At 73.0% G+C, this 24,966-nt stretch carries 19 protein-coding genes; 11 read left to right on the plus strand and 8 right to left on the minus strand.

Annotation, left to right across the window (positions count from 1 at the left end; translation table 11 throughout):
• Positions 1–32: 32 nt before the first annotated feature.
• Entirely contained in the window at positions 33–389 is a 357-nt protein-coding gene (locus AB0J53_RS20770; protein ID WP_219510209.1) for a DUF742 domain-containing protein, read from the minus strand.
• Positions 382–2,280 (minus strand): nitrate- and nitrite sensing domain-containing protein, encoded by a 1,899-nt coding sequence (locus AB0J53_RS20775; protein WP_364174497.1) that lies wholly within the window; start codon positions 2,278–2,280, stop codon positions 382–384. The genes AB0J53_RS20770 and AB0J53_RS20775 overlap by 8 nt, the downstream gene beginning before the upstream one ends.
• Positions 2,281–2,442: 162 nt before the next feature.
• Here AB0J53_RS20775 and AB0J53_RS20780 point away from each other — a divergent pair, with 162 nt between their 5' ends.
• Positions 2,443–4,005 carry an ABC transporter substrate-binding protein gene (locus tag AB0J53_RS20780; RefSeq protein ID WP_364174500.1) on the plus strand — a complete coding sequence of 521 codons (1,563 nt, stop codon included), beginning with the start codon at positions 2,443–2,445 and terminating at the stop codon, positions 4,003–4,005.
• Here AB0J53_RS20780 and AB0J53_RS20785 read toward each other — a convergent pair.
• Positions 3,981–4,145 carry a hypothetical protein gene (locus tag AB0J53_RS20785; protein WP_219510205.1) on the minus strand — a complete coding sequence of 55 codons (165 nt, stop codon included), beginning with the start codon at positions 4,143–4,145 and terminating at the stop codon, positions 3,981–3,983. The two genes, AB0J53_RS20780 and AB0J53_RS20785, sit on opposite strands and share 25 nt — an antisense overlap.
• Positions 4,146–4,165: 20 nt before the next feature.
• On the opposite strand from AB0J53_RS20785, the gene AB0J53_RS20790 reads away from it, so the two are divergent.
• Positions 4,166–4,810 carry a hypothetical protein gene (locus AB0J53_RS20790; protein ID WP_364174827.1) on the plus strand — a complete coding sequence of 215 codons (645 nt, stop codon included), beginning with the start codon at positions 4,166–4,168 and terminating at the stop codon, positions 4,808–4,810.
• Here AB0J53_RS20790 and AB0J53_RS20795 read toward each other — a convergent pair.
• Positions 4,764–6,104 (minus strand): NAD(P)/FAD-dependent oxidoreductase, encoded by a 1,341-nt coding sequence (locus tag AB0J53_RS20795; RefSeq protein ID WP_219510204.1) that lies wholly within the window; start codon positions 6,102–6,104, stop codon positions 4,764–4,766. The genes AB0J53_RS20790 and AB0J53_RS20795 overlap by 47 nt on opposite strands.
• A gap of 59 nt (positions 6,105–6,163) precedes the next feature.
• On the opposite strand from AB0J53_RS20795, the gene AB0J53_RS20800 reads away from it, so the two are divergent.
• Both AB0J53_RS20800 and AB0J53_RS20805 read left to right on the plus strand, forming a co-directional pair.
• On the plus strand, positions 6,164–7,066 hold the full coding sequence (locus tag AB0J53_RS20800) for an inositol-3-phosphate synthase (RefSeq protein ID WP_364174504.1): 903 nt from the start codon (positions 6,164–6,166) through the stop codon (positions 7,064–7,066).
• Positions 7,067–7,107: 41 nt separating this feature from the next.
• Entirely contained in the window at positions 7,108–10,473 is a 3,366-nt protein-coding gene (locus AB0J53_RS20805) for a BTAD domain-containing putative transcriptional regulator (RefSeq protein ID WP_364174507.1), read from the plus strand.
• A 262-nt stretch (positions 10,474–10,735) separates the two neighbouring features.
• On the opposite strand, the gene AB0J53_RS20810 is transcribed toward AB0J53_RS20805, so the two are convergent.
• Complete coding sequence (locus AB0J53_RS20810) at positions 10,736–11,449, minus strand: AfsR/SARP family transcriptional regulator (protein WP_357585662.1); 714 nt, start codon at positions 11,447–11,449, stop codon at positions 10,736–10,738.
• 132 nt (positions 11,450–11,581) lie between these two features.
• Here AB0J53_RS20810 and AB0J53_RS20815 point away from each other — a divergent pair, with 132 nt between their 5' ends.
• Both AB0J53_RS20815 and AB0J53_RS20820 read left to right on the plus strand, forming a co-directional pair.
• Positions 11,582–12,379 (plus strand): hypothetical protein, encoded by a 798-nt coding sequence (locus AB0J53_RS20815; RefSeq protein ID WP_364174511.1) that lies wholly within the window; start codon positions 11,582–11,584, stop codon positions 12,377–12,379.
• 124 nt (positions 12,380–12,503) lie between these two features.
• Positions 12,504–13,910, plus strand: coding sequence for a DHA2 family efflux MFS transporter permease subunit (locus tag AB0J53_RS20820; RefSeq protein WP_364174514.1), 1,407 nt, complete (start codon positions 12,504–12,506; stop codon positions 13,908–13,910).
• Position 13,911: 1 nt separating this feature from the next.
• Here AB0J53_RS20820 and AB0J53_RS20825 read toward each other — a convergent pair whose 3' ends face one another.
• On the minus strand, positions 13,912–14,925 hold the full coding sequence (locus tag AB0J53_RS20825) for a LacI family DNA-binding transcriptional regulator (protein WP_364174517.1): 1,014 nt from the start codon (positions 14,923–14,925) through the stop codon (positions 13,912–13,914).
• 197 nt (positions 14,926–15,122) lie between these two features.
• Between AB0J53_RS20825 and AB0J53_RS20830 the strand changes: the two genes are divergently transcribed.
• Genes AB0J53_RS20830 through AB0J53_RS20850 form a run of 5 tightly spaced genes read left to right on the plus strand, consistent with a single transcriptional unit; the run spans position 15,123 to position 21,598 of the window.
• A complete protein-coding gene (locus AB0J53_RS20830; RefSeq protein WP_364174520.1) occupies positions 15,123–17,444 on the plus strand; it encodes a glycoside hydrolase family 3 N-terminal domain-containing protein in 2,322 nt (773 codons plus the stop codon).
• Complete coding sequence (locus tag AB0J53_RS20835; RefSeq protein WP_364174523.1) at positions 17,441–18,355, plus strand: ABC transporter permease subunit; 915 nt, start codon at positions 17,441–17,443, stop codon at positions 18,353–18,355. The genes AB0J53_RS20830 and AB0J53_RS20835 overlap by 4 nt, the downstream gene beginning before the upstream one ends.
• Complete coding sequence (locus tag AB0J53_RS20840; RefSeq protein ID WP_364174526.1) at positions 18,352–19,227, plus strand: carbohydrate ABC transporter permease; 876 nt, start codon at positions 18,352–18,354, stop codon at positions 19,225–19,227. Before AB0J53_RS20835 ends, AB0J53_RS20840 begins: the two co-directional genes overlap by 4 nt.
• 35 nt (positions 19,228–19,262) lie before the next feature.
• Positions 19,263–20,906, plus strand: coding sequence for an extracellular solute-binding protein (locus tag AB0J53_RS20845; RefSeq protein ID WP_364174529.1), 1,644 nt, complete (start codon positions 19,263–19,265; stop codon positions 20,904–20,906).
• A gap of 2 nt (positions 20,907–20,908) precedes the next feature.
• A complete protein-coding gene (locus tag AB0J53_RS20850; protein ID WP_364174531.1) occupies positions 20,909–21,598 on the plus strand; it encodes a hypothetical protein in 690 nt (229 codons plus the stop codon).
• 48 nt (positions 21,599–21,646) lie between these two features.
• On the opposite strand, the gene AB0J53_RS20855 is transcribed toward AB0J53_RS20850, so the two are convergent.
• Together AB0J53_RS20855 and AB0J53_RS20860 are read right to left on the minus strand one after the other, a co-directional pair.
• A complete protein-coding gene (locus AB0J53_RS20855; protein WP_364174533.1) occupies positions 21,647–23,626 on the minus strand; it encodes an alpha-glucuronidase in 1,980 nt (659 codons plus the stop codon).
• A 64-nt stretch (positions 23,627–23,690) separates the two neighbouring features.
• The gene (locus tag AB0J53_RS20860; protein WP_219518246.1) at positions 23,691–24,965 is read right to left on the minus strand and encodes a cytochrome P450; all 1,275 of its coding nucleotides are present in this window, start codon (positions 24,963–24,965) and stop codon (positions 23,691–23,693) included.
• Between the last annotated feature and the right edge of the window lies 1 nt (position 24,966).

The raw sequence follows: 24,966 nt of genomic DNA on the forward strand, positions 1-24,966 counted from the left end.
AGGAGGCGATCACAGGGCCTCCGAGGAGGCGATCACAGGGCCTTGAGGCCCGTGATCACCTCCAGGAGGACCGTGGCGTCCGGCGCCGGGGGCGGCGACTCGACCTGGACGAGCTGCTGCTCGTGCAGGTCGCCGACCAGCACCCGGACCACCCCGATGGGCAGGTTCAGCTCGGCCGCGACGTCCACCAGCCGGGTCGGCCGGGTGCACTTCTGCAGGATGATCAGGTGCTCGGGCCCCAGGCCGGACGGCGGCGCGAGACCGCCGGAGGTGATGATGACCGCGATGAGGTCGATGGCCTCGCTCGCGGGCACGGTGCGGCCTCGGGTCAGCAGGTAGGCCGGGACGATCGGACCGGCGTCCTCGTCCAGCCAGCGCTCGTCAGTCACCCTGCACCACCCGCATCGGACGGGCCGGCTGCCGGGTGGGCTCCTCCGGCTCGTCGGGAGGATCTGTCACATGCTCTGCCGGGATCAGCACGATGGCGGTGGTCCCTCCATATGGTGAACCGCGCAACGTCACGCGGATGTCATGCCTGGCGGCCAGGCGGGAAACGACGAAAAGACCGAGCCGCTCGCTGTCGGCCAGGTCGAACTCGGGCGGGCTGGCCAGCCGTTCGTTGAGGTCGGCCAGCTCCTCGGGGGTCAGGCCGACCCCGCGGTCCTCGACGTGCACGGCGAAGCCTCGGGCGGCCACCTCGCCGCGCACCACCACCGAGGTGTGCGGCGGCGAGTAGACGGTGGCGTTCTCGATGAGCTCGGCGATCAGATGGATGACGTCGCCGACCACGGGCCCGGCCAGCCGCTGGCCGGGCATCGGCTCGACGACGACCCTCGGGTACTCCTCCACCTCGGCGGTGGCGCCGCGGACCACGTCGAGCAGCGGGACGGGCTTGCTCCAGCCCCGGCCCGGGGTGGCGCCCGACAGGATGATCAGGCCCTCGGCGTGGCGGCGCATGCGGGTCGTCAGGTGGTCCAGGCGGAACAGGTCGTCCAGCGCCTCCGGGTCGGTCGCCCGGTGCTGCATGCCCTCCAGCTGGATGCGCTGGCGGTGCAGCAGCGCCTGGCTGCGCCTGGCCAGGTTGCGGAAGACGTGGCCGACGCCGTCGCGGAGCTGCGCCTGGCCGACGGCGGCCTCGACGGCGGTCTGCTGGACGGTGGAGAACGCCTGGCCCACGTCGTCGATCTCGACGGTGGTGCTGGTCACCGACAGCTCGGGCACCTCCACCGCCTCCCCTCTGCGCAGTTTGGCCACGACCTCGGGCAGCCGCTCCCTGGCGACCTCCAGCGCCGCCTCGCGCAGCGTGCCCAGCTCGCGCGAGAGCCGGTTGCCCATCCGCAGCGAGAACGCGATCGACACGACGATCAGCAGCAGCGCGGTGCCGGCCAGCAGCAGCGCCCGGGTGAGGACCGAGTCGGCCACCGGCTCGGACCGGGCCGACAGCGCCATGCTGGCCTTGAGCTGGGCGTCCTGGAACGACTTGGCCAGCCCTTCGGTGGTGTCGAGCCAGCCGAGCGGCGAGCCGCCCGCGATGATCTGGTCCTCCATCAGCCGCATCCGCTGGTAGTCGGGCGAGGTGATGATGGACACCTGCGCCTCGCGCAGCGCCGGGTCGAGCTCGCCGAGCGCGTGGTCGAGCAGGAAGCGCCGGTTGCCGACGATCTGGGTGAAGACCCGGCGCTCGGCGAGCGTGGTCGGGCCCAGGGCGAGGGCCTGCTCGCGGGTGAGCAGCTCCTTGGCGTAGCCGAGGTCGATGACCACGCGCGCCTGCTCGTAGATCGGGATCTCCTTGATGAACCCCACCCGGCGGTGCAGCCCGAAGAGCGAGTCCATGATCGCGTTGTACGCCTCGACCGCGCGCAGGCGGTCGGCCAGGCCCGTGTCGATCTCGCCCCTGATGGCGTCGAGCCCGTCCAGTTCGGTGTACACCGCGTCCACCTGTTTGCGGATCGCCTCCGACGTGTCCCGGGACCGGCCCGAGAGCATCCTGAATTGCTGCCTTGCCTTGTCGCTGCGGGCGCGCTGCTGGGTGAGGGCCGAACGGTCGGCCGCCCTCCCGGCGCGCAGCAGCTTCACCGAGGCGAGGCGCTCGCGCTGCAACTCGGTGCCGAGCTTGTAGGCGGGGTGACGCAGGTTGGTCCAGAGCGTGGTGTACTGGCGCAGCTCCAGGCTTTCGCCCGCGGTGACGACGGTGATGACGCCCCACAGCACCACCATCGAAGCGAGCGGAACCAGCAGCAGGCCGATGATCTTCATGCGGATCGTGCGGCTACGACCCATGACACCTCACTCCGGTCGGTCCCCTGCTGGCAACCCCGGACGGGACAAGCCATGAGAATAGCAATTCGATCTCCGGAATGCCCAATTTTTCGGCACTTTTGGACACTTGGCGTTGATCATGCAGTAGGTTTCGCCAGTAGATCGGTCACAGAGGGAGAAGCGTTGCGCCGTCGTCTCGCCGCGGTCGCCGCGCTGGTGATCACACTGGCGGCCTGCTCGGCTCAGGCGCCCGTCCCGAAGGCGTCACCGGGGGAGTCGGCGTTCGTCTACGTCGAGAACACCGGCGTGATCACGGAGTGGGACCCGTCCCGGTCCTACTCCAACGAGATCATCGCCATGCAGAACATCTACGAGACCCTCACCCTGTGGAACCCGGTCACGAAGAAGACCGGCCCCCGCCTGGCCACCTCGTGGCGCTCCTCCGCCGACGGCCGCACCTGGACGTTCACGCTGCGCCAGGGCGTCACCTTCCACACCGGCAGGCCGCTGGACGCCGCCGCGGTCAAGGCGTCGATCGAGCGCACCCGGCAACTCAAGGCCGGGGCCTACTACATCTGGGACTCCGTCGCCTCCATCCGGGCCGACGACCCGGCCACGGTCACGTTCTCGCTGCGCTACCCGGTCCCGCTGGACGTCGTGGCCTCCTCCGCCTACGCGGCCTACGTCTACGACACCCAGGCGGCCGGCGACCTGACCGCCTGGTTCGGCGCCGGCCGCGACGCCGGGACCGGGCCGTACACGGTGGCCTCCTGGCGGCGGGGCCAGGAGGAGGAGCTCACGCTGCGGTCGTACGACCGCTACTGGGGAGGCTGGGACCGGCCGCACTACCGCTCGGTCAAGTTCCGCGTGGTGCCCGAGCCCGAACGGGCCTTCCAGCTGCTGACGCGCGGTGAGGCGACGTTCGTGCACCGGCTCGCCCCGCGCCTGTACGCACGGGCCGAGCGCACGCCCGGCCTGCGCACGGTCGAGCGGCCCTCGTTCCAGACGGCGATGATGCTCTTCAACACCGCGACCGGCCCCATGAAGGACGTGCGGGTACGGCGGGCCGTCCAGAAGGCCGTCGACTACGAGGGCGTCGTCAGGGCGTTGCGCGGCGCGGTCACCCCCGCCAGCGGCATCGTGCCCGAAGGACTCGTCGGCCACGTGCCCGGCCGGACGCCGCGGCAGGACCTCGCGGGCGCCACCAGGCTGCTGCGCCAGGCCGGCTACGGGCCGGGCGGCAGGCCGCTGCGGCTCCTGCTCACCTACACCGAGGGCGACACCGACCAGCGGCTGCTGGCCCGCAGCCTGCGCACCACACTCGCCAGGCTCGGCATCACGCTGCGGGTGCGCGCCCTGCCCTGGACCCAGCAGTGGGAGCTGGGCAAGAAACGCGGCCAGGACATCCTCGTCATGTACTGGTGGCCCGACTACGCCGACGGCTACTCCTGGTTCGGCAACGTCTTCCGCAGCGCGAACCCGCCCGTCTTCAACCTGGCCTACCTCAACCACCCGGCGACCGACGCGCTGCTCGACTCGCTGCCCGAGCTCACCGTGACCGACAGGGCGACCGCCCAGCGGATGTTCGCCCGCGCCACCAAGCAGGTCCTCGACGACCAGGCCGCCGCCGCGATGCCGTGGGTGGTCAACTACCGCCGCGCCTACCTGGGCGGCGTGCAGGGCTACGACGACAACCCGGCCTACCCGGACGTCGTCTTCGTCTACGACCTGCGGCCCTCCGGCTGATCCCCGGCCCGCTCGCGCAACCGCTGCCTGATCTCCTCCGGGGTGTAGGCGCGGCGCCGCCGCTCGGCCCGCGCGATCGCCACCCCGGTCGCGGCCACTCCCGCCATCCCGGCCAGCCCGAGTATCTTCCACCAGCGCATGTGCCTAGGCTAGCCGTGTGCTGACTCTCGACGAGGCCGTTGAGCTGACCAGGACCGGTGACCTGTGGGTCTTCCGCGGGCGCTCGGTGCCCGACCGGGCCATCCAGACGATGACCAACAGCCCGGTCAACCACGTGGGCATGGCGATCGTCATCGAGGACCTGCCGCCCATGATGTGGCACGCCGAGCTCGGCAGGTCGCTGCCCGACCTGTGGGCCGGCGGCCACCACCGGGGCGTGCAGCTGCACGACCTGCGCGACGCCGTCACCGTCTGGGCCGCCCGCTACGGCCAGCGGGCCTGGCTGCGCCAGCTCGAACCGCAGGCCACCCGCGAGATGGAGGACGCGGCGCTGCGCGCGGTCGCCAGGCTCGACGGCACGCCGTTCCCCTCGACGGCCCGGCTGGCCGGGCGCTGGCTGCGCGGCCGGGTGCCCAGACTGCGCCGCCGCGAGCGCGAGCACACGCTGGAGCGCGCCTACTGCGCCGAGATCGTGGCCGTCACGTACGAGGAGATGGGGTTGCTGCCCGCGGGCCGGCGCCCCAACTGGTACGACCCGGGCCGGTTCTGGAGCGGCGACGACCTCGGGCTGCTCGGCGAGCACAAGCTCGGCAACGAGATCACCGTGGGGGTGCCCCTGCCCGCTCCCGGCTCTGGCCCCGCCTGATCGGCATGTGCTCCAGGTCGTCGAGCGTGCCGGGCGTGTCCTGGAGGAAGTCGAGCCTGATCAGGTCGTCGCCGGTGATCGCGTTCAGCAGCCAGTCGCCGCCGATGCGCAGCTTGGAACGGCCGGTGGGCGCCGTCAGCAGGTGATAGCCGCGCGTCACGAGCTGCGCGGGCGGGCCCGCCAGGTCGATCCCGAACGGCCTGGCCACCGCGTCCGCGCCGCCGAGGTCCACGACGAAGCCGATGTCGTGGTGCCGGTACTCGCGCAGCGGCCGCCCGCGCAGCGCCGCCACCACGTTGTACGCGGCCGTCGCCGCCTGCCGATGGGCGTGCTGCGCCGTCGGGGCGCAGGGCAGGCCGGAGGCGCTGGTCAGGTCCGGCACCGCCGCCGCGTCACCCAGCCCGAACACGCCGCCGTGCCCCGGCACCACCAGGTCGGTGCCGACCACCAGCCGTCCCTTGACCGTCTCGGTGCCCAGGCTCGCCACCACCGGCCTCGGCGTCACCCCGGCGGTCCAGACGACCGTCCGCGTGGGCAGCGTGGTGCCGTCGGTGAGCGCGGCCGACTCGCCCGTCAGCCGCTCCACCGTGACGCCCAGCCGCACGTCGATGCCGCGATGCCGCAGCAGCCGCATCGCGGCGGCGCCGAGCTGCTCGCCGAGCTCCGGCATCAGCTTGGGCGCGATGTCGATCAGCGTCCAGCGGACCAGCCCCGGGTCCAGACCGGGGAAGCGGTGCAGCGCCTTGCGGGTGACGAGCTGGAGCGTCGCCGCCGTCTCGACGCCCGAGTATCCGCCGCCCACCACCAGGAACCCGCACCGCGAGGCCCGCTCCTCGGCGTCGTGGGCGATCGCCGCCAGCTCCAGCTGGGCGATCACCTGGTCGCGCAGGTAGACGGCCTCGGCCAGCGTCTTCATGCCGCGCGCGTGCTCGGACAGGCCCGGGATGTCGAACGTGCGCGTCTTGCTGCCCGGAGCTAGCACGATCACGTCGAACGGCACCCGCACGGTCTCGCCGCTGATCTTGAACACCTCGCACGTGCGGGAGTCGAGATCCACGTCCATCGCGACGCCCGGCAGCAGCTTGGCGTGACGCAGCTTGGTGTGCAGCGGCGCCACGATCGAGCGCGGCTGCAGCACCCCGGCCGCGACCTGGGGCAGCAGGGGCAGGTAGAGGCTGTAGTCCTTGGGCGTGATGAGGACGATCTCCGCCTCGCCCGGCCGCAGCCGCCGTTCGAGGAGCCTGGCACAGGCGAAGCCGCCGAATCCGCTGCCCACGATCGCGATACGTGTCACGTGAAAGGCCCTTCCGTGGACTGGGCCACGCGAACCTGCGGATACGGGAAAATCCACGCATGACGACTGTGAACGTGGCCTTGATCGGCGTGGGCAACTGCGCGTCCTCCCTCGTCCAGGGGGTGGAGTACTACCGCGACGGCGACGCCCCCGGCCTGCGGAACCCGGTCTGCGCCGGCTACGCCGTCTCCCAGGTGCGCTTCACGGCCGCCTTCGACGCCGACCCCGGCAAGATCGGCCTCGACCTGTCCGAGGCGATTTGGGCGGCGCCCAACAACGCGCGCAAGTTCGCCGACGTGCCCCGCCTCGGCGTCGAGGTGGCCGCCCCGCAGGAGGCCGCGGAACGGCTGCGCGGCGCCCACGTCGCGGTCAGCTTCCTCCCGGCCGGCGCCCAGCGCGAGAGCGAGATGTACGCGGAGGCGGCCCTCGCGGCCGGCTGCGCCTACGTCAACTGCATGCCCGCCGTGCTCGCCCGCTCGCCCGAGTGGGCCGCCCGGTTCGCCGCCGCCGGGCTGCCGCTGGTCGGCGACGACCTGAAGAGCTCCTTCGGCGCCACGCTGGTGCACCGCGCGCTCGTCGACGCCCTCACCTCGGGAGGGGTACGGCTCGGCGACGGCTACCAGCTGCTCGGCGGCGGCAACATGGACTTCCTCAACCTGCTCGACCCCGCGAGCATGCAGACCAAGCGGGTCACCAAGGTCGCGGGCGCGGGCACCGCCACCCACGTCGGCGCCAATTACATCCCGTTCCTGGAGGACCGCAAGGTCGCCTACATCCGCCTCGAAGGCGAGGGGTTCGGCGGGTCGCCGCTGGAGGTCGAGGTGCGCATGAGCGTCGAGGACTCGCCCAGCGCCGCGGGCAACACGCTGGACGCCGTCCGCCACGCCAAGGCCGCCCTGGACCGGGGCGTCGGCGGCGTTCTCGGCGAGGTCTCACGCGAGCTGATGAAGGCGCCCGCCTGATCAACTCGCCCGGCTCGCCCGCGTGATTATGCTCGGACGTTGTGGACATCCGCGTGCTCGGCCCGGTGGAGGTGCGGGACGGCGGCGGTTCGGGGGTGCCGCTGGGGGGAGCCCAGCAGAGGTGCGTCGCCGGGCTGCTCGCCGCGCACCTCGGCGGCTACGTGTCCGTGGAGCGGCTGAGCGAGGCCCTGTGGGACGACGAACCGCCCAAGACCGCCAAGACCATCGTGCAGGGGCACGTGTCCCAGCTCCGCAAGGCCGCCGGTGACCTGATCGACAGCGGCGCGGCCGGCTACGCGCTGGCCGTGCCCGCCGACCGGGTCGACCTCGGCAGGTTCCGCCGCCTGGCCGCCGAAGGGCGCGCCGCCGCCCGGCCCGCCGACGCCGCCCGCGCCTGGTCACGGGCCCTGGACGAGTGGCGCGGCCAGCCGCTCCAGGGCATCGGCGGCGTCTGGGTCGACCAGCGGGTGCGCGGGCCGCTGCTGGAGGAGCGGTGGGCGCTGCTGGAGGAGTACGCCGCCGCGCTGGCCGAGCTGGGCCGCCACCACGAGGTGCCGGTCGTGCTGCGGGAGCTGCGGCACGAGCAGCCGTTCCGCGAACGGCCGCACGAGCTGGCCATGGTCGCGCTGTGGCACGGCGGGCGCGCGCCGGAGGCGCTGGAGCTGTTCCGGGAGGTCCGGCGGCTGTTCGCGGACGAGCTCGGCGTGGACCCCGGGCCCCGCCTGCGCGACCTGCACGCGAGCATCCTGTCCGGCGCCCCGCCGCCGTCGGCCGGGCGCGTGGTGCTGACGACCGGCCACCCGCAGACGTCGGCGCCCGGTTCGCGCGCGCCAGGGCCGCCCGCGCTGGGCTCGCCCGCGTCCGGCTCGTCCGCGTCCGGCTCGTCCGCGTCCAGCTCGCCCGCGCCCGGTTCGCCCGCTCCGGCGGGCGGGCGGGTGGTGCCGAGGCAGCTCCCCATGGAGACCGCCGGGTTCGCCGGCCGCCGGGCCGAGCTCGACCGGCTCTGCGCGCTGCTCCGCGAGCGCCAGATCGTGCTCGTCACCGGGGCCGCCGGGGCCGGGAAGTCGGCGCTGGCCGTGCGGGCCGGGCACCGGCTGGCGGCCGAGTTCCCCGACGGGCAGCTCCACGTCGACCTCAACGGCTACGGCCAGGGCGACCCGGTGCCCCCCGAACGCGCGCTCACCCGCTGCCTGCGGGCGCTCGGCGTCGGCTCCGTCCCGGCGGGCGCGACCGAACAGGCCGACCTCTACCGCTCTCTCACGGCAGGCCGGCGGCTGCTCGTCGTCCTCGACAACGCCGCGAACGCCGGCCAGGTGCGCCCCCTGCTGCCGGGCGGCACCGGCTGCGCCGTGATCGTCACCAGCCGCGACAGCCTGCGCGGCCTGGTCGCGCTGGAGGGCGCCCGCAGCCTGACACTCGGCACGCTCACCCCCGTCGAGGCCCGCGACCTGCTCGCCGACGTGGCCGGGCCCGACCGGATCGGCGCCGAGCCCGGGGCGGTCGCCGAGATGGCCGGGCTCTGCGGCCACCTGCCGCTCGCCCTGCGCATCGCGGGCGCCAACCTCGCCGCCCGGCCCGGTCTCGGCGTCGAGAGCTACACCGCGGAGCTGCGCGCCGACCGGTGGCGCACGCTCAGCGTCGAAGGCGACCCGCAGGCGGCCGTCGCCACCGCCTTCGGCCGCTCGTACGCCTCGCTCGCCCCCGACGCCGCGCTGCTGTTCCGCCGGTTCGGGCTGGCGCCGGGCTGCGACTTCACCGTGGCCACCGCGTCCCGGCTCGCCGCCGACGCTGCCACGGCCGCGCGGCTGCTGGGCGCGCTCGCCTCCGCCCACCTCATCGAGGAGCACGCGCCGGGCCGCTTCCGCCTGCACGACCTGATCCACCTGTACGCGCGCGAGCGGCGGCAGCCGGACGACGAGCCCGGCCGCACCCGCCTGCACGCCTACTACCTGCACACGGCGCGGGCCGCCGCCGCCCTCCTGGCGCCCGCCAACGAGCTGCTGCCGCTCACCGCCGACGACCCGCCGCTCGACGCCGAGCCGCTCGACGACCCCGCCCGGGCCCGCGCCTGGCTCGACGCCGAACAGCACAACCTGCTCGCCGTCCTCGACCAGGCGATCCAGCTCGGCGCGCATCGGATGCTGTGGCGGCTGATCGAGGTGCTGCGCGCGTTCATGAACGGGCGCGTCCACCTGGAGGTGATCGTCTCCCTGGCCCGCGCCGGGCTGCGCGCCGCCGAACAGGCCGGCGACACCGCCGGGCAGGGCAGCATGCACCACACGCTGGGCAACGCCCGGCTCGTGCTCAACGACCCGCACGCCGCCATCGCCCACTACGAGCGCGCCTCGGCCCACTACGAGGACATCGGCTGGACGCCCGGCGTGCTCATGACGCTGACCAACCTGGCCACGGCGGGCACCAGCCGCGGCGACCTCGCCGGCAGCACCCGCCACTACGAGCGCGTCATCCGCGTCTGGGAGAAGCTCGAACCGTCGGCCAAACTGGCCGCCACCCTGGAGAACCACGCCCTCGCCCTGCTGTGGCAGGGACGGGCCGAAGAGGCGCTGGAGCAGCAGCGGCGCGCCATCGACCTGTTCCTGGCGCTCGGCGGCAGCCGGTCGTGGCGCGGGCGCGCGTACGCGATCCTGGGGGACGTGCACCTGGCGCTCGGCGACCTGGGCGCGGCCGAGGAGGCGTTCGGGGTGGCGCTCGGTGGCGAGCCGGAGTTCGGCTCGCGCTTCCGCGAGGCGGCGGCCTACGGCAGCGTCGCCATGACCCACTACCTGCGTGGCGACGTCGGCGCGGCCGTGGAGCACGCGCGCCGGGCCGTCGAGGCCACGCGCGGCAGGGGGGTCGCGGGCGAGCACGACGAGGCGCTGTCCACTCTGGCCTGGGTGGACGAGACCGCGGACCTCGACGCCAGGTGCGCGCTCCTGGAGCGGGTGGTCGCCTCCTACGCCGAGCGGGGGGCGCACCCGTACCCCAAGACCCGCGCCCACCTTCTGCTGGCGACGCTGCGGCAGCGCGCGGGGACCTCGGGGGAGGCCGCCCGGCGCGTCTCGGAGGCGCTCGCGCTCGCCCGCGCGCACGGGCTGCGGCGGCTGGAAGGGCAGGCGCTCACGGTGTCGGCCCGCCTCCCGGAGGGGGCGGCCGGCGACGCGCTGCGAGCCGCCGAGCTGCACCGGGAGCTCGGCCACCGGCTCGACGAGGCCGACGCCATGCTGGCGGCGGCCGCCTGCCTCGTCCGCGACGGCCGCCCCGGCCAGGCGGCCCCCCTGGCCGCCCGCGCCCGCACCCGCCTCCGCGCGCTCGGCGCCCGCCCTCCCTGGCTCCACCCCACCCCCGACCCGAGGGACGACGCCCCCGCCCTGGAGAGCGGCGGCCTCGACCTGGGGATGACCCCCTGACCCAGGGCCCACCACCCCGCCCTGTGACGGACGGCCCCCACCCCGGGAAGACGCCGCGCCTGCCCCGACAGGCCGGCACCCCCGCCGGAGGGGAGGGCACCCCGCTTCCCCGAGGAGGGCGGCGTGCCTTCCCCCTCGGGGAGCTCCGCTGGGGTGGGGGCGCGGCTCCCGCCTCCGGGCTCCCGCTCGGCAGGCGGGGTGCCCCCGCCGTAGGGCGCTTCCGCTGGGAGGGCGGGTGTCTCCCTGTCTTGGGGGTCGGGTGTCAGAGGGTGCGTTGGAGGACGGCTTCGAAGGTGGAGCGGAGTTCGGGGCCCGGGTCGACGCCGAGGTCGGCGGCGAGGCCGGCGCGGGTGCGTTCGTAGAGGTCGAGGGCTTCGGCCTGGCGGCCCAGGCGGTAGAAGGCGGTCATGAGGAGGGCCACCAGCCGTTCCCGGTGGGGGCCGGCGGCGACGGCGGTGCGGAGCGCGGCCACCACCCGTTCAGGCTCGCCGAGCCGCAGGCGGCGCCGGGCCAGGTCCTCGACGGCGGCCAGCCTGGCTTCCTCCAGGTCGATGGCGGCGGCCAGCCCCGGTTCGCCGAGGGCGGGGCCGCGCCACAGCGACAGCGCCTCGTCGAGCAGGTCGGCGCCGCGCCGGTCGCCGGCCTGGGCGGCCTCGGCCACGAGCCGGCGGAACCGCAGCGCGTCGACCCGTTCGGGTTCGACGCGCAGCACGTAGCCGGTCGGCGTCGTCTCCAGCAGCTCGTCGCCGAGCAGTTTGCGCAGCCGGTAGACGTGGCCCTGCACGGTGACGCGGGCGCTGTCGGGCGGGCTGCCGTCCCATACGGCGCCGATCAGCCGGTCCACGGCCACGGGCGTGCCGGGCGTCAGCAGCAGCGCGGCGAGCACGTACCGCCGTTTGCGCGGCCCCAGCTCCAGCCTCTGTCCCCCGTTCCAGGCGTCGATGGACCCGAGCAGGCGAAACTCCAGGAGATCCATCCGCCACAGCATGGCGGGGGCCGCTAAGGGCGGGCTAAGGATCGGCTAGGAGCTGCGACGCCAACGAAACGCCAAGCCCGCCTGCCAGGGTTTCCACCCGTTGTATCGCCTACATGATCGGGGAAGGAAGCAGTGAAGGCTTTCAAGAAGGCGGTCGCGGGGGCGGCGGTCGTCGCGGCGGGTTCGTTGCTGGTCGCGGCGCAGTTCACCACGGCCGCGGCGGCGCAGCCGGCGGCGGCCGTGGCCGCCGGGACCGCGGTGGCCGCGAAGGACCGGCTGGGCGCGGGGGAGTGGCTGCTGCCCGGGCAGTCGCTCACGTCGGGCGGCGGCCGGTTCAAGCTGGTCCAGCAGCGTGAGGGCAACCTGGTGTTCTACGACGGCACCAGGGCGCTGTGGAGCTCGCCCACGTCCGGCAACCGGGGTGCGCGCACCACCATGCAGAAGGAGGGGAACCTCGTCATCTACGACGCCGGGAACAAGCCGCTGTGGTCCACGCCCACGGCCGGGAACCCGGGCGCGTACCTGAAGCTGCCCGCGCAGAGCGGCAACCTGGTGATCTACTCGCGGGAGAGCACGCCGCTGTGGTCGTCGCACACGTACTTCGGCAAGCTGCCGTCGGGCCACGTGCTGCGGCCGGGGCAGTGGGTGCAGTCGGCCAACGGCCGCTACAAGCTGATCCAGCAGGACGAGGGCAACGCGGTGCTGTACGACGGCACGCGGAGCCTGTGGACGACGCCGACGGCCGGTCACCCGGGCGCCCGCTCGATCATGCAGCGGGAGGGCAACTGGGTGGTCGTCGGCCGTGACGACAAGGCTCTGTGGACGAGCCCGACGGCTGGCAACCCGGGCGCGTGGCTGTCGGTGAGCAACGACGGCCGGGTCATCGTCTACTCGAAGGACAACAAGCCGCTCTGGTCCAGCCGCCGATAGGCGTCCCGCTTCACCGCCAAGGCCCCCCGGTCGCGTACCGGGGGGCCTTGTGGGTGCGGAACCGATCGTTCCGTTCTGCTAATATGGGAATGTAGCGTTCCGTTCCAATCGAAGGGCTGAGCACATGACCGTCCTCGCTCCCCCCGCGCCCGTCGCCGTCGCACCGCCCCGGCGCTGGACCGGGCTGTTCGCGATCCTCGCGGCCGACCTGCTCAACCTGCTCGACGGCACCGTCGGCAACGTGGCCGCCCCCGCCATCCGCGCCGAGCTGGGCGGCTCGGCCGCCACCATGCAGTGGATCGTCGCCGGCTACACGCTCGCCATGGCCGTCGGGCTGCTCACCGGCGGGCGGCTCGGCGACATGTACGGACGCAAGCGGATGATGATGGTCGGGGTGACCGGGTTCGTCGTCGCCTCCCTGGCCTGCGGGCTGGCGTTCTCGCCCGCGACGATGATCGCCGCCCGGGTGCTGCAGGGGCTGTTCGGCGCGCTCATGGTGCCGCAGTCGTTCGGCCTCATCCGCGACCTGTTCGGCGAGCGGACCGGCAAGGCGTTCGCCCTGCTAGGGCCGGTGATCGGGCTGGCCACCATCCTCGGGCCCATCGTGTCCGGGCTGCTCGTAGAGGCGGGCGGCTGGCGGTCGGTGTTCCTGATCAACGTGCCGCTGGGCGCGTTCGCGCTGGCCGTGGGCTGGAAGGTGCTGCCCGCCGTGCCGCCCACCGCCCGGGGCGCCCGGCTCGACACCACCGGCGCGCTGCTGGCGGGCGCGGGGCTGACCATGCTCGTCGTGCCGCTCGTCCAGGGCCACGAGCTCGGCTGGCCGGCCTGGACGCTCGTCCTGCTGGCCGCCTCGGTGCCCACGCTCGCCCTGTTCGTCCTGCACCAGCTCCGCCGCCGGGGCCGCGCGCCGCTGGTCGACCTCGGCGTCTTCGCCCGGCGCTCCTACGCCTCCGGGGTCGCGTTCGTGGTCGCCTTCTTCGGCTCGATCACCGGGTTCTCGCTCGTGGTGGCGCTGTTCCTGCAGGTGGGGCTCCGCTACTCGCCGCTGGACGCCAGCCTGGCCATGTCCGGCTGGGCGGTGGGCGCCTTCCTCGGCTCCGCCTTCGGCGGCGCGCTGATGAACCGGCTCGGCCGCCGCATCCTGCACCTCGGCCTCGCCCTGATGACCACCGGCCTCGGCTGGCTGTACGCGGTCTTCACCGGCATCGGCGTCGCGCTCGACGGCTGGGACCTGACCGGGCCGCTGGTCGTGTACGGGATCGGCATGGGAATGATCTTCGTGCCGCTGTTCGACATCATCGTCGGCGGGCTGCGCGACCACGAGGTCGGCTCGGGGTCCGGCATGCTGTCGGCCTTCCAGCAGGTCGGCGCGTCGCTGGGGGTGGCGGTGCTCGGCACCGTGTTCTTCTCCACGGCCGGGGCGGCGGGCTTCGCCGAGGCGGCGGCCCGGGTGACGCTGCTGGCCGCCGGGGCCACGGCCGTCACGTTCTGCCTGGGCTTCCTGCTCCCGAAGCGGGCCCGCCTGGAGTAGATCACGCCGGTGGTGGGGCGGTGCTGGCGCGGACGACGAGCTCGTTGACCAGGTCGATGCGGCTGCTGGCGAGCTCCGCGCCGCGCGCCAGGTCGAGCAGCATCTGGGCGGCCATCCCCGACATGTCGCGCAACGGCTGGTTGACGGTGGTCAGCGGCGGATCGATCCATTCGGACATCGGCAGGTTGTCGTACCCGATCACCGACAGCTCCCGGGGCACGTCGAGCCCGAGCCGCCGGGCCGCGCGCAGGACGCCGAGCGCCTGCATGTCGGCCCCGGCGAAGATCGCGGTCGGGCGGTCCTGGCGGGACAGCAGCTCCATGCCGTGCTCGTAGCCGGCGTCGATGTAGAAGTTGCCGTAGCGGACCAGCTCGGGGTCGGCCTCCAGCCCGGCCTCCTCGTGCGCCGAGCGGAACCCGGCCACGCGCGCCCGGCTGCACAGCACGTCCTCGGGACCGGAGACGATCGCGATGCGCTCGTGGCCGAGCTCCAGCAGGTGGCGGGTGGCGAGCAGGCCGCCGTCCCAGTTGTTGGAGCCGACCGTCGGCACGGAGGCGGCGGTCGCGCTGTCGGTGTCGACGACGACGACCGGGATGCCCTGCCGCTGGAGCCGTTCCTGCTGGGCCGGGGTGGGCCCGGACAGCACGAACACCACGCCGAGCGGCCGGCGGGCGAGCACGGCGTTGAGCCATTCGGCGGGCGGCCGGTGCTTGCCGCCGAGCTGGGACAGCACCACCTCGGCCTTCGCCGTGGCGGCCACGGCCTCGACCCCGCGGATGATCTCGACGGCCCAGGCCGAGTCGAGCTCGTGGAAGACCAGGTCGAGCTGGCCCGAGCCGGACGGCCGGCGCCGGGTCCGGCGCCGGTACTGGTGGCGGGCGAGGCTCGCCTCGACGCGGGCCCGGGTCTCGGGCGCGACGTCGGGATGCCCGTTGAGGACCTTGGAGACCGTCGTCACGGAGACGCCGACCTCGCCGGCCACGGTGGCGATCGTCGCGGAGCGGGGAGTGGTCATCGCCCGGCATCCTATTTTTTCGGAAACTTTCGGGCAACCCCTGCCGTCAGGGGCCGCAACTTTCGGCCTGACAGCCCCGAACTATACGCATAACGGCAGATGACGCAACTCTTGACACACCACGACGAGGCCCTTAGGTTGCCGCAATTAACGGAATCCCCTCGAAAGTTTCGTATTCCGTCGGCCGAAGGGATGGCATGCCAACCGACACCGCCCCCGAACCTTGGCGCGATCCCCGGCTGTCCCCCGCGGACCGCGCCGAGGCGCTGATCCCGCTCATGACGCTGGAGGAGAAGGTCGCCCAGCTCGCCGGGGTGTGGGTGGGCGCCGACGCGTCGGGGGGTGGCGTCGCCCCGCACCAGGAGGACATGGCGGGCGTCGAGTGGAGCGAGGTCATCGCCCACGGCCTGGGCCAGCTCACCCGCCCGTTCGGCACCGCCCCGGTCGACCCGGTCGCCGGCGCCCGCTCGCTGGCCGTCTCCCAGGCCGAGATCGTGGCCGCCGGCCGGTTCGGCATCCCCGCCCAGGTGCACGAGGAGTGCCTGACCGGCTTCGCCGCCTGGCGCGCGACCGTCTATCCCGCCCCGCTGAGCTGGGGCGCGAGCTTCGACCCGGCGCTGATCGAGGAGATGGCCGGGCACATCGGCCGCTCCCTGCGCGCCGCCGGCGTCCACCAGGGCCTGGCTCCGGTGGTGGACGTGACCAGGGACTACCGCTGGGGCCGCACCGAGGAGACGATCGGCGAGGACCCCTACCTCGTCGGCACGCTCGGCGCCGCCTACGTGCGCGGCCTGGAGGGCGCCGGGATCGTCGCCACGCTCAAGCACTTCGCCGGGTACGCCTCCTCCCGGGGCGGGCGCAACCTGGCCCCCGTGCCGATGGGGCCGCGCGAGCTGGCCGACGTGGTGCTGCCGCCGTTCGAGATGGCGCTGCGCCTGGGCGGCCCCCGCTCGGTGATGAACTCCTACTCCGAGATCGACGGCCTGCCCGTGGCCGCCGACGAGAGCCTGCTCACCGGCCTGCTCCGCGACGCCTGGGGCTTCACCGGCACGGTCGTCGCCGACTACTTCGCGGTCCGGTTCCTGCAGAAGCTGCACGGCGTGGCCGCCGACGGGGGACAGGCCGCCGGGCTGGCCCTGCGCGCCGGGATCGACGTCGAGCTGCCCACCGTCGACACGTTCGGCGCCCCGCTGATCGACGCGGTCAAGGCGGGCACGGTGAGCGAGGCGCTGATCGACCGGGCGCTGCGCCGGGTGCTGGCGCAGAAGGCCGAGCTCGGCCTGCTCGACCCGGACTGGCGGCCCCTGCCGGACGACGTCGAGAACCTGCGCCTGGACGACGACCGGGGCCGCGACATCGCGCTGCGCCTGGCCCGCCAGGCGGTCGTGCTGCTCCGCAACGGCGGCGGCGTCCTCCCGCTGGCCCCTGGCGCGCGGGTCGCGCTGGTCGGGCCGGTGGCCGACGACCCGATGGCGATGCTCGGCTGCTACTCCTTCCCCCTGCACGTCGGCGGCCACCCGGAGCACGGCCTCGGGCTGGAGGTCCCGTCGCTGCGCCAGGCGCTCGACGCCCTCGTTCCCGGCGTCGCGTACGCGCGGGGCTGTGACGTCAGCGGCGACGACACCTCCGGCATCGCGGCGGCGGTCGCCGCCGCCGAGGCCGCCGACGTGTGCGTGCTCGCCGTCGGCGACCGGGCCGGGCTGTTCGGGCGCGGCACCTCAGGCGAGGGCTGCGACGCCGCCGACCTCCGCCTGCCCGGCGTGCAGTCCGAGCTGGTGCGCGCGGTGCTCGCCACCGGCACCCCCGTGGTCCTGGTGCTGCTGGCCGGCCGCCCGTACGCGCTCGGCCCCGGGACGGACGCCGCCGCGGCCGTCGTCTGCGGCTTCTTCCCCGGCCAGCTCGGCGGCCAGGCGCTGGCCGAGGTGCTCACCGGCGCGGTGAACCCGTCCGGACGGCTGCCCATCAGCGTCCCGCGCGACGACGGCGGGCTGCCCGCCACGTACCTGTCGCCGCCGCTCGGCCGCCGCAGCGAGGTGTCGTCGGTCGACCCGACGCCGGCGTTCCCGTTCGGGCACGGGCTCGGCTACAGCGCGTTCGAGTGGAGCGGGGCGCGGGTGGTCGGGCCGGACGTCTGGCCCGTGGACGGCGAGGCGACGGTCGAGATCACCGTGCGCAACACGGGGGAGCGGCCGGGCGCCGAGGTCGTCCAGCTCTACCTGCACGACCCCGTCGCCCAGACGACCAGGCCGGTGGTCCGCCTGCTCGGCTTCGCCCGGGTGCCGCTGGAACCGGGCGACGGCGCGGTGGTGACGTTCACCGTCCCGGCGGACCTGACCGCGTTCACCGGCGTGCGCGGCCGCCGCGTCGTCGAGCCCGGCGACGTCGAGCTGCGGTTCGGGCGCTCGGCGGGCGACCTGGTGGCGGCGCTGCCGCTGCGCCTCGACGGCCGGGAACGCGAGGTGGGGCACGACCGGAAGCTGCGGCCGGTGACGCGGATCGCGCCCGAGGAGCGGTCGTGAAACCCCAGGACCGCACCTGGCGCCGGGCGCTGCGCCGCGACTGGCAGCTCTACACGCTGGCGATCCTGCCGCTGCTGTTCTTCCTGATCTTCCGCTACGCGCCGATGCTCGGCAACGTCATCGCCTTCCGCAAGTTCCAGCCCGGCGGCAACCTCTTCGGCGAGGAGTGGGTCGGCCTCCGCTACGTCAACATGTTCCTGTCCGACCCGACGTTCTGGACGGTGTTCACCAACACGCTCGTGCTCGGCGGGCTGACGCTGCTGTTCTGCTTCCCGCTGCCGATCGTGCTGGCGCTGCTGCTGAACGAGATCCGCACCCGCAGGCTCAAGCGGTTCTTGCAGTCGGTGTCCTACCTGCCGCACTTCCTGTCGGTCGTCATCGTGGCCGCGCTCGTCATGCAGATGACGGCCGTCGACGGCCCGATCAACCAGGCGCTCAAGTCGCTCGGCGAGGAGCCCGTCACGTTCCTGCAGCAGCCCGAGTGGTTCCGGACGATCTACGTCTCGTCCGAGGTGTGGCAGACCGTCGGCTGGGGGACCATCCTCTACCTCGCCGCCCTGACCACCATCGACGAGCAGCTGTACGAGGCCGCCCGGATGGACGGCGCCGGCCGGTGGCGGCAGATCTGGCACGTGACGCTGCCGGGCATCCGGCCCACGGCGGTCACCCTGATGATCCTCAACCTCGGCACGTTCCTGGCCGTGGGCTTCGAGAAGATCCTGCTGCTCTACAACCCGCTGACGTACCCCACCGCCGACGTGATCTCCACGTACCTGTTCCGGATGGGCGTGCTGTCCAGCAACTTCAGCTACGCGGCCGCCATCGGCCTGTTCGAGGCGCTCATCGGCCTGGTGCTGGTCGTGTCGGCGAACGTGATCTCCCGCCGCACAGTAGGGACGAGCCTGTGGTGACAGTCGGCACGAGCCGGGGCTACCGGGTCTTCCAGGCGGTCAACGCCGTCGTCCTCACCGGCGTCGTGGCCGTCACGCTCTACCCGTTCTTCAACATCCTGGCCCGCTCGTTCAGCGAGGAGACGTACATCCGCGCGGGCGAGGTGAACCTGATCCCGCGCGGCTTCAACCTGACCACGTACGAGATCGTCGCCTCCGACCCGATGTTCTGGCGCAATTACGGCAACACCGTGTACTACACGGTCGTCGCCACGCTGGTCGCGATCGTGCTGACCACCTGTTACGCCTACGTGCTGTCGAAGAAGCACCTCAAGGGCCGCACGGCGCTCATCTGGATCGCCGTCTTCACCATGATCTTCTCCGGCGGCCTGATCCCGAACTACGTCCTGGTCACCAGCCTCGGCCTGCGCAACTCCGTGTGGGCCATTGCGCTGCCCAACGCGATCAGCGTCTTCAACCTGCTGGTGATGAAGGCGTTCTTCGAGAGCCTGCCGGACGACCTGGAGGAGGCGGCCGCCATCGACGGGCTCAACACCTACGGCATCCTGTGGCGGATCACGCTGCCGCTGTCGAAGGCGGTGGTGGCCACGATGGTGCTCTTCTACGCGGTCTCGTTCTGGAACTCGTGGTTCGCGGCGTTCCTCTACATGAACGAGTCGGAGCTGTTCCCCGTGACGGTCTACCTGCGCAACCTCATCGCCGGAGCCACGGGCGTGGAGAACGCCGGCGCCGTGGCCGGGGAGCTGACGCAGGCCGCCGCCAACATCCAGTCGGTGACCATCGTGCTCACCGTCCTCCCCATCCTGGCCATCTATCCCTTCGTGCAGCGCTACTTCGTCTCGGGCGTCATGCTCGGAGCCGTCAAGGGATAGGGGCCGCCGTCTCCCCACGGGAAAGGCAACCCCCCATGCACAGAGTTACCCGCCGCCAGGCGCTCCTCACGTTCGGCGCGCTCGCCCTGGCCGCCACCGCCTGCAGCGGCGAGGACCCGGCCGCGCCCGCCGCCGGGAAGCCGGGCCTGGGCAACAAGGCGGGCGCGATGCCCAAGTACGCCGTCGGCGACCAGTTCAAGGCCACCGTGCCGCTGACCTTCTCCGTCCTGTACAACAACCACCCGAACTACGCGCTCAAGAAGGACTGGCTGTTCTGGTCGGAGCTGGAGAAGCGCACCAGCGTGACGTTCGACCCGGTCACGGTGCCGCTCAGCGACTACGAGAAGAAGCGCAGCCTGCTCATCGGCGCGGGAGACGCCCCCCTCATCATCCCCAAGACCTACCCGCACCAGGAGGAGCCGTTCGTTGCCTCCGGCGCGATCCTGCCCGTCAGCGACTACGTCGACCTGATGCCGCACTTCCAGGACAAGGTCGCCAAGTGGAACATGAAGGCCGACCTGGACACCCTCCGCCAGGCCGACGGCCGCTTCTACCTGCTGCCCGGCCTGCACGAGAACATCTGGCTCGACTACTCGCTGGCCGTCAGGGCCGACATCCTCGACAAGCACGGGCTCCAGGTCCCGAAGACCTGGGACGAGTTCCACACGCTGCTCAAGGCCATCAAGCAGGAGTATCCGGACCTCTACCCGATGACCGACCGGTGGGGTGTCCCGACGCCGGGCGGCAACCTGCTCAACATCGTCGGCACCGCGTACGGCGCGCCCGGCGGCTGGGGCTACCAGCACGCCACCTGGGACGCCGCCGCGGGGAAGTTCGCCTTCACCGGCAGCATGCCGCAGTACAAGGCCGTGCTGGAGTACCTGAACAAGCTGGTGGCCGAGAAGCTGCTCGACCCCGAGTCGTTCACCCAGTCGGACGACGCCGCCATCCAGAAGATCGTCGGCGGCAAGTCGTTCGTCATCAGCACGAACGCGCAGACGCTGGTCAACGACTACCGGCCGCCGCTGAAGAAGTTCGACCCGGACGCCAAGCTCGTCAAGATCCCGACGCCCACGGGCCCGCTCGGCGACGTCAAGGCAGGCAACCGCCTGGAGAACGGCATCATGATCTCCAAGAAGGCGCTGGACAGCGAGAACTTCGTCGCCATGATGCAGTTCATCGACTGGCTCTGGTACTCCGACGCCGGCCAGGAGTTCGCCAAGTGGGGCGTCGAGGGCGTCACCTACACCAAGGCCGGCGAGGGCGAGTACGAGCTGAACGAGGACGTCGACTTCATCGGGCTCAACCCCGACGGCTCCAAGCACCTGCAGAAGGACTTCGGCTTCAGCAACGGCGTGTTCGCCTACGGCGGCCGGACGTCGCTGCTCCAGTCCACCTTCTCCGACGAGGAGAAGGAGTTCCAGGCCGTGATCAACGCCCGTCAGGCGCTCCCGGTGCCGCCGCCGCGCCCGTTCACCGACGAGGAGCGCGAGCAGGCGGCGCTGTGGGAGACCGCGCTGCGCGACCACGTCGACCAGAACACGCTCAAGTTCATCCTGGGCGACCGGCCGCTGTCGGAGTGGGACGCCTACGTCAAGGAGCTGGAGGCGAAGAGCTCCACCAGCTACATCAACCTGGTCAACACCGCCTACGAGCGGTTCAAGAAGGAACACGGCTGAGCGTGACGAGGATCCCGGCGACGGGCGGGCGGTTCGGCGAGGGGGTGCTCTCCCGGGCCGCCGCGCTCGTCTACACCCTGCTGACGGTCGAGCTGCTGTTCCTGGCCGGGGTCGTGCCCGGCCTTGCGGGGCTGACCCTGCTCGAGCGCGACCCCGGCAACGTCCCGCTGGCCGTCGCCTGCCTGCTGCCGGTGGGCCCGGCGCTGTCCGCCGCCGTCTACGCGCTGCGCCGCCGCTCCCGCGACCTCGCCGACCTGCGGCCCGCCGCCGCGTTCTGGCGCGGCTACCGGGCCAACGCGGGCGGCGTGCTGAGGATCTGGACGCCGTGGCTGGCCTGGCTGGCCGTCGCGGGCCTCACCCTGGCCAACTTCGGCGCCTCCGGCCTGCCCGGCTGGTGGGCGGCGCTCCTGGTCGTGGTCGCGGTCGCCGCCACCCTGTGGGCCGCCAACGCCCTGGTGATCACCTCCCTGTACGCGTTCCGCACCGCCGACGTGGCGCGGCTGGCGGCGTACTTCCTGGTGCGCGCGCCCGGCGCCACGCTCGGCAACCTGTGCCTGCTGGTGCTGGCGGGCGGCGTCACGCTGGTCGCCTCGGAGGCGGCGCTGGCGCTGCTCGCCTTCGCGGTGGCGGCGGCGCTGCTGCGCAACAGCCGGCCGATGATCGCCGAGATCGAGGAGAGGTTCACCCGCTGAAGCCGCAGGACGCCCAGCGGCGTCCCGGTCCTGCGCGAGGACTGACCCTCAGGGGATGCGCCGGCCGTGCGCGTCCGGCACCCCCGACTTGCGGAAGAAGTAGGCGTTGACCTGGTCGCGCCACTCCTCGGCGCAGCGGACCTGCTCGTCGAGGAGCTCGCGCACCCGGGCGTGCAGCGCCGGGTCCACCAGCCCGGCCGCCTCCGCCCACCGCTCCCGGTAACCGGCCGCCTCCCGCGCCCCGGCGAAGTGCGTGTCGTAGATGTGCTGGATCACCGTCGACCCGCTGCGCAGCACGTGCCCGTACGGGACGTGGTGGAAGAACAGCAGCAGTTCGTCGGGGCACCGGTCGAGCGACTCGTACATCCCCGCCCACGGCTCCGGGTACTGCCCGGCGAAGCCGGTGCCGGTGGCGCGGGTCCGGTCCACGCCCACGCCGTCACGGTCGGCGAAGTGGTACGTGCCCCACGGCGAGTACTCGTAGCCGTCGACCGACGGGCCGTAGTGGTCGCCCGGGTTGACCATGAACCCGACGCCGAGCGGGGCGGTGTATCGCTCGTACGTCCGCCACGAGCCGTCCATGATCGCGTGCAGCGTCTCCCGCAGCGCGGCCGGGGCCTGCGGGAACGTGAGCCCGATCCACTCGTCCAGGATCGCGGCCGGGTCCGCCCGGGGCGCCCACGCCAGCCTGCCGAACGCGTACAGGTTCGCCTGGGCGAGCGGGTGGCCGGTCCAGTACGGGTCGTCGCCCACGTTGGAGACCGCGACCAGCCCGCCCCCGGCGGCCACGTCCGCGACGTCGGCGAAGGCCAGCACCTCGCTCCACATCGGCGCGAGATAGCACACGTGCCGCTGCTGGCCGGTGTACTCCTGCGTGACCTGGAGCTCCACCGCCAGGCGGGTGCGCGGCATGGCGGTGATCACGGGGGAGACCGGCTCGCGCGGCTGGAAGTCCATCGGGCCGTGCTTGACCTGCACGATCGCGTTGTCCCTGAACTGCCCGTCGAGCGGCGCGAAGTGGTCGTGGGCGGCGCGGGCCCGGTCGGTGGAGCGGTCGCGCCAGTCCTGGCGGTGGTTGTAGACGAACGCGCGCCAGTGCACCACGCCGCCGAACGGGGCCAGCGCGTCGGCCAGCATGTTCGCGCCGTCCGCGTGGGTGCGCCCGTAGGCGAACGGGCCCGGCTGCCCCTCGGAGTCGGCCTTGACCACGTAACCGCCGAAGTCCGGGATCGCCTCGTACACGCGTGCGGTCGTGCCCGCCCACCAGGCGCGCACGTCCTCGTCCAAGGGGTCGGCGACCGGCAGCCCGCCCAGCGCGACGGGCGCGGCGAAGTTCACCGACAGGTGCACGCGGATGCCGTACGGGCGCAGCTCGCCGGCGATCGCGGCGACGTCGCCGAGCCGGTCGGTCAGCAGCCTGGCCTCGGCGGCGTGCACGTTCACGTTGTTGACGGCGATGGCGTTGACGCCGATCGCGGCCAGCAGCCGCCCGTAGGCGCGCACCCGGGCCAGGTCGCCGCGCGGGCCGCCGTCCCGCCAGAAGATCGAACCGCCCGCGTAGCCGCGCTCGACCTGGCCCATCACCGGGTGCACGGCGACGTTGTCCCAGTGGTCGAGCATCCTGCGGCGCAGCGCGGGCCGGTGGTGCTCGACCGGCCGGTCCGCGCCGAACGCCGCCTCGCCCAGCCGCACCACGTGGAACAGCCCGTACAGCAGCCCGGCCGGGTCGCCGGCGAGCACGGTGGTGACGCCGTCGCGGCGGCCGAGCGCGTACCCCTCCGGGCCGATCCCGTCGGAGGCGGGAGCCCCCGCCGCGGACGTCAGCGCGAGCACGAGATCGGTGGCATCGCCGTCGTGCACGCCGTCGTTCACGCTGCCGCCGAACCGGGCGCAGGCCGCCGCCACCTCGTCGTGCACGGTGGCGACGCCGTCGCCGCCCAGCACGCGGGTGCGGCGCGAGCCGATCGCCCGGAACGCCTCCGGAGGCAGCCACGCGGCGTGGACGTCGGCCAGGTCGGAAATGCTCACGGGGGTCCTCCGGCGGGAAAGCGCTTCCTCGCGCCAACCTACCGGAGACCGGCTTCTCCCGGCATTACCGCCCCAGGGTCAGCGGCAGCGTGCGCGGCCCCCGCACCTGGCCGGCCGCCCACGTCACCGCCTCCGGATCGGCCAGGCCGAACACCGGGATGCGCTCCAGCCACACCTCCAGCGCCACCCGCAGCTCCATCCGGGCCAGATGCGAGCCCACGCAGCGGTGGATGCCCAGCCCGAACGCGGCGTGCCGGTTCACCTGACGGTCGATGACGACCTCGCCCGCCCGCTCGAACTGCGCCGGGTCCCGGTTCGCCGCCGGGAACGACAGCAGGACCCAGTCGTCGGCCTTCATGTCGACGCCGTGCCAGTGCATGTCCTCCTTGACCAGCCGCGCCATCGTCACCGGCGCGTAGACGCGCAGCAGCTCCTCCATCGCCGTCGGCAGCAGCCCCGGCTCGGCCACCAGGCGCTCCCGGTCGGCCGGCGTCTTGGCCAGATGCCACAGCGAGGCGCCGATCGCGCTCCACGTCGTGTCGATCCCCGCGATGAGCAGCAGCGCCATCGTGCCCGCCACGTGCGAGGGGTCCAGCTTCTGGCCGTAGAGCTCGGCGTTGATCAGGTACGTCGTCAGGTCGTCACGCGGCCGGTCGACGTGATCGCGGATCTGCTCCAGCAGGTAGTCGAAGAGCTGCTGCATCCGCTCGATCCGCTCCTCCGGCGGATGGTTGACGCCTTCGAGCACGTTCTCGATGAACTCGCGGAACCTCGGCCCGTCCTCGGCCGGGAAGCCGAGCATGGCGGCGATCACCCGCATCGGGATGTGCTGGGCGTAGTCGCGGGCGGCGTCGACCACGTCGCGGCCCTCGAACTCGTCGATCAGCGCGTGGCACAGCGCCCGCGTCGAGTCCACCTGCTTGGCGACCGCCGTCTTGGTGAACGCCGGCAGCAGCAGCTTGCGCGCGTCGTGGTGGAAGGGCGGGTCGGAGGAGATGGGCGGCGAGCCGCCCATCGGCGCCAGCTCGCGCGGCGGCCGGAAGTTGCTCATGATGATCGACCGCGACGAGAACCGCTCGGTGTCGTACGCCACCGCCGCCACGTCCTCGTACCGCGTCGGCAGCCAGCCGCCGCCGAACCGCTCGGTGTGCGCGATCGGGCAGCGCTGCCGCAGGTCGTCCTGGATCGGGTACGGGTCGGCCGCCCACTCCGGTTCCAAGTGGGAGAAATCGGTCGCCCAGTCGGAGACCGGGCCGGTGATGATCTCGTTCCGGGTGCCCAGGGGTTCCTCCCCGTCGGTCTCCCGGAAATCACGGGTGAAGCGGTCGTCAACGGTCATC

This window comes from Nonomuraea sp. NPDC049725 (assembly GCF_040674795.1).
Lineage (GTDB): Bacteria > Actinomycetota > Actinomycetes > Streptosporangiales > Streptosporangiaceae > Nonomuraea > Nonomuraea ceibae.

Bases quoted from the DNA above. Each gene is read 5' to 3' on its own strand.
- AB0J53_RS20830 (WP_364174520.1), top strand. From the start codon at position 15,123: ATGCCAACCGACACCGCCCCCGAACCTTGGCGCGATCCCCGGCTGTCC.
- AB0J53_RS20845 (WP_364174529.1), top strand. From the start codon at position 19,263: ATGCACAGAGTTACCCGCCGCCAGGCGCTCCTCACGTTCGGCGCGCTC.
- AB0J53_RS20820 (WP_364174514.1), top strand. From the start codon at position 12,504: ATGACCGTCCTCGCTCCCCCCGCGCCCGTCGCCGTCGCACCGCCCCGG.
- AB0J53_RS20785 (WP_219510205.1), bottom strand. From the start codon at position 4,145: ATGCGCTGGTGGAAGATACTCGGGCTGGCCGGGATGGCGGGAGTGGCC.
- AB0J53_RS20860 (WP_219518246.1), bottom strand. From the start codon at position 24,965: ATGACCGTTGACGACCGCTTCACCCGTGATTTCCGGGAGACCGACGGG.
- AB0J53_RS20775 (WP_364174497.1), bottom strand. From the start codon at position 2,280: ATGGGTCGTAGCCGCACGATCCGCATGAAGATCATCGGCCTGCTGCTG.
- AB0J53_RS20800 (WP_364174504.1), top strand. From the start codon at position 6,164: ATGACGACTGTGAACGTGGCCTTGATCGGCGTGGGCAACTGCGCGTCC.
- AB0J53_RS20810 (WP_357585662.1), bottom strand. From the start codon at position 11,449: ATGGATCTCCTGGAGTTTCGCCTGCTCGGGTCCATCGACGCCTGGAAC.
- AB0J53_RS20825 (WP_364174517.1), bottom strand. From the start codon at position 14,925: ATGACCACTCCCCGCTCCGCGACGATCGCCACCGTGGCCGGCGAGGTC.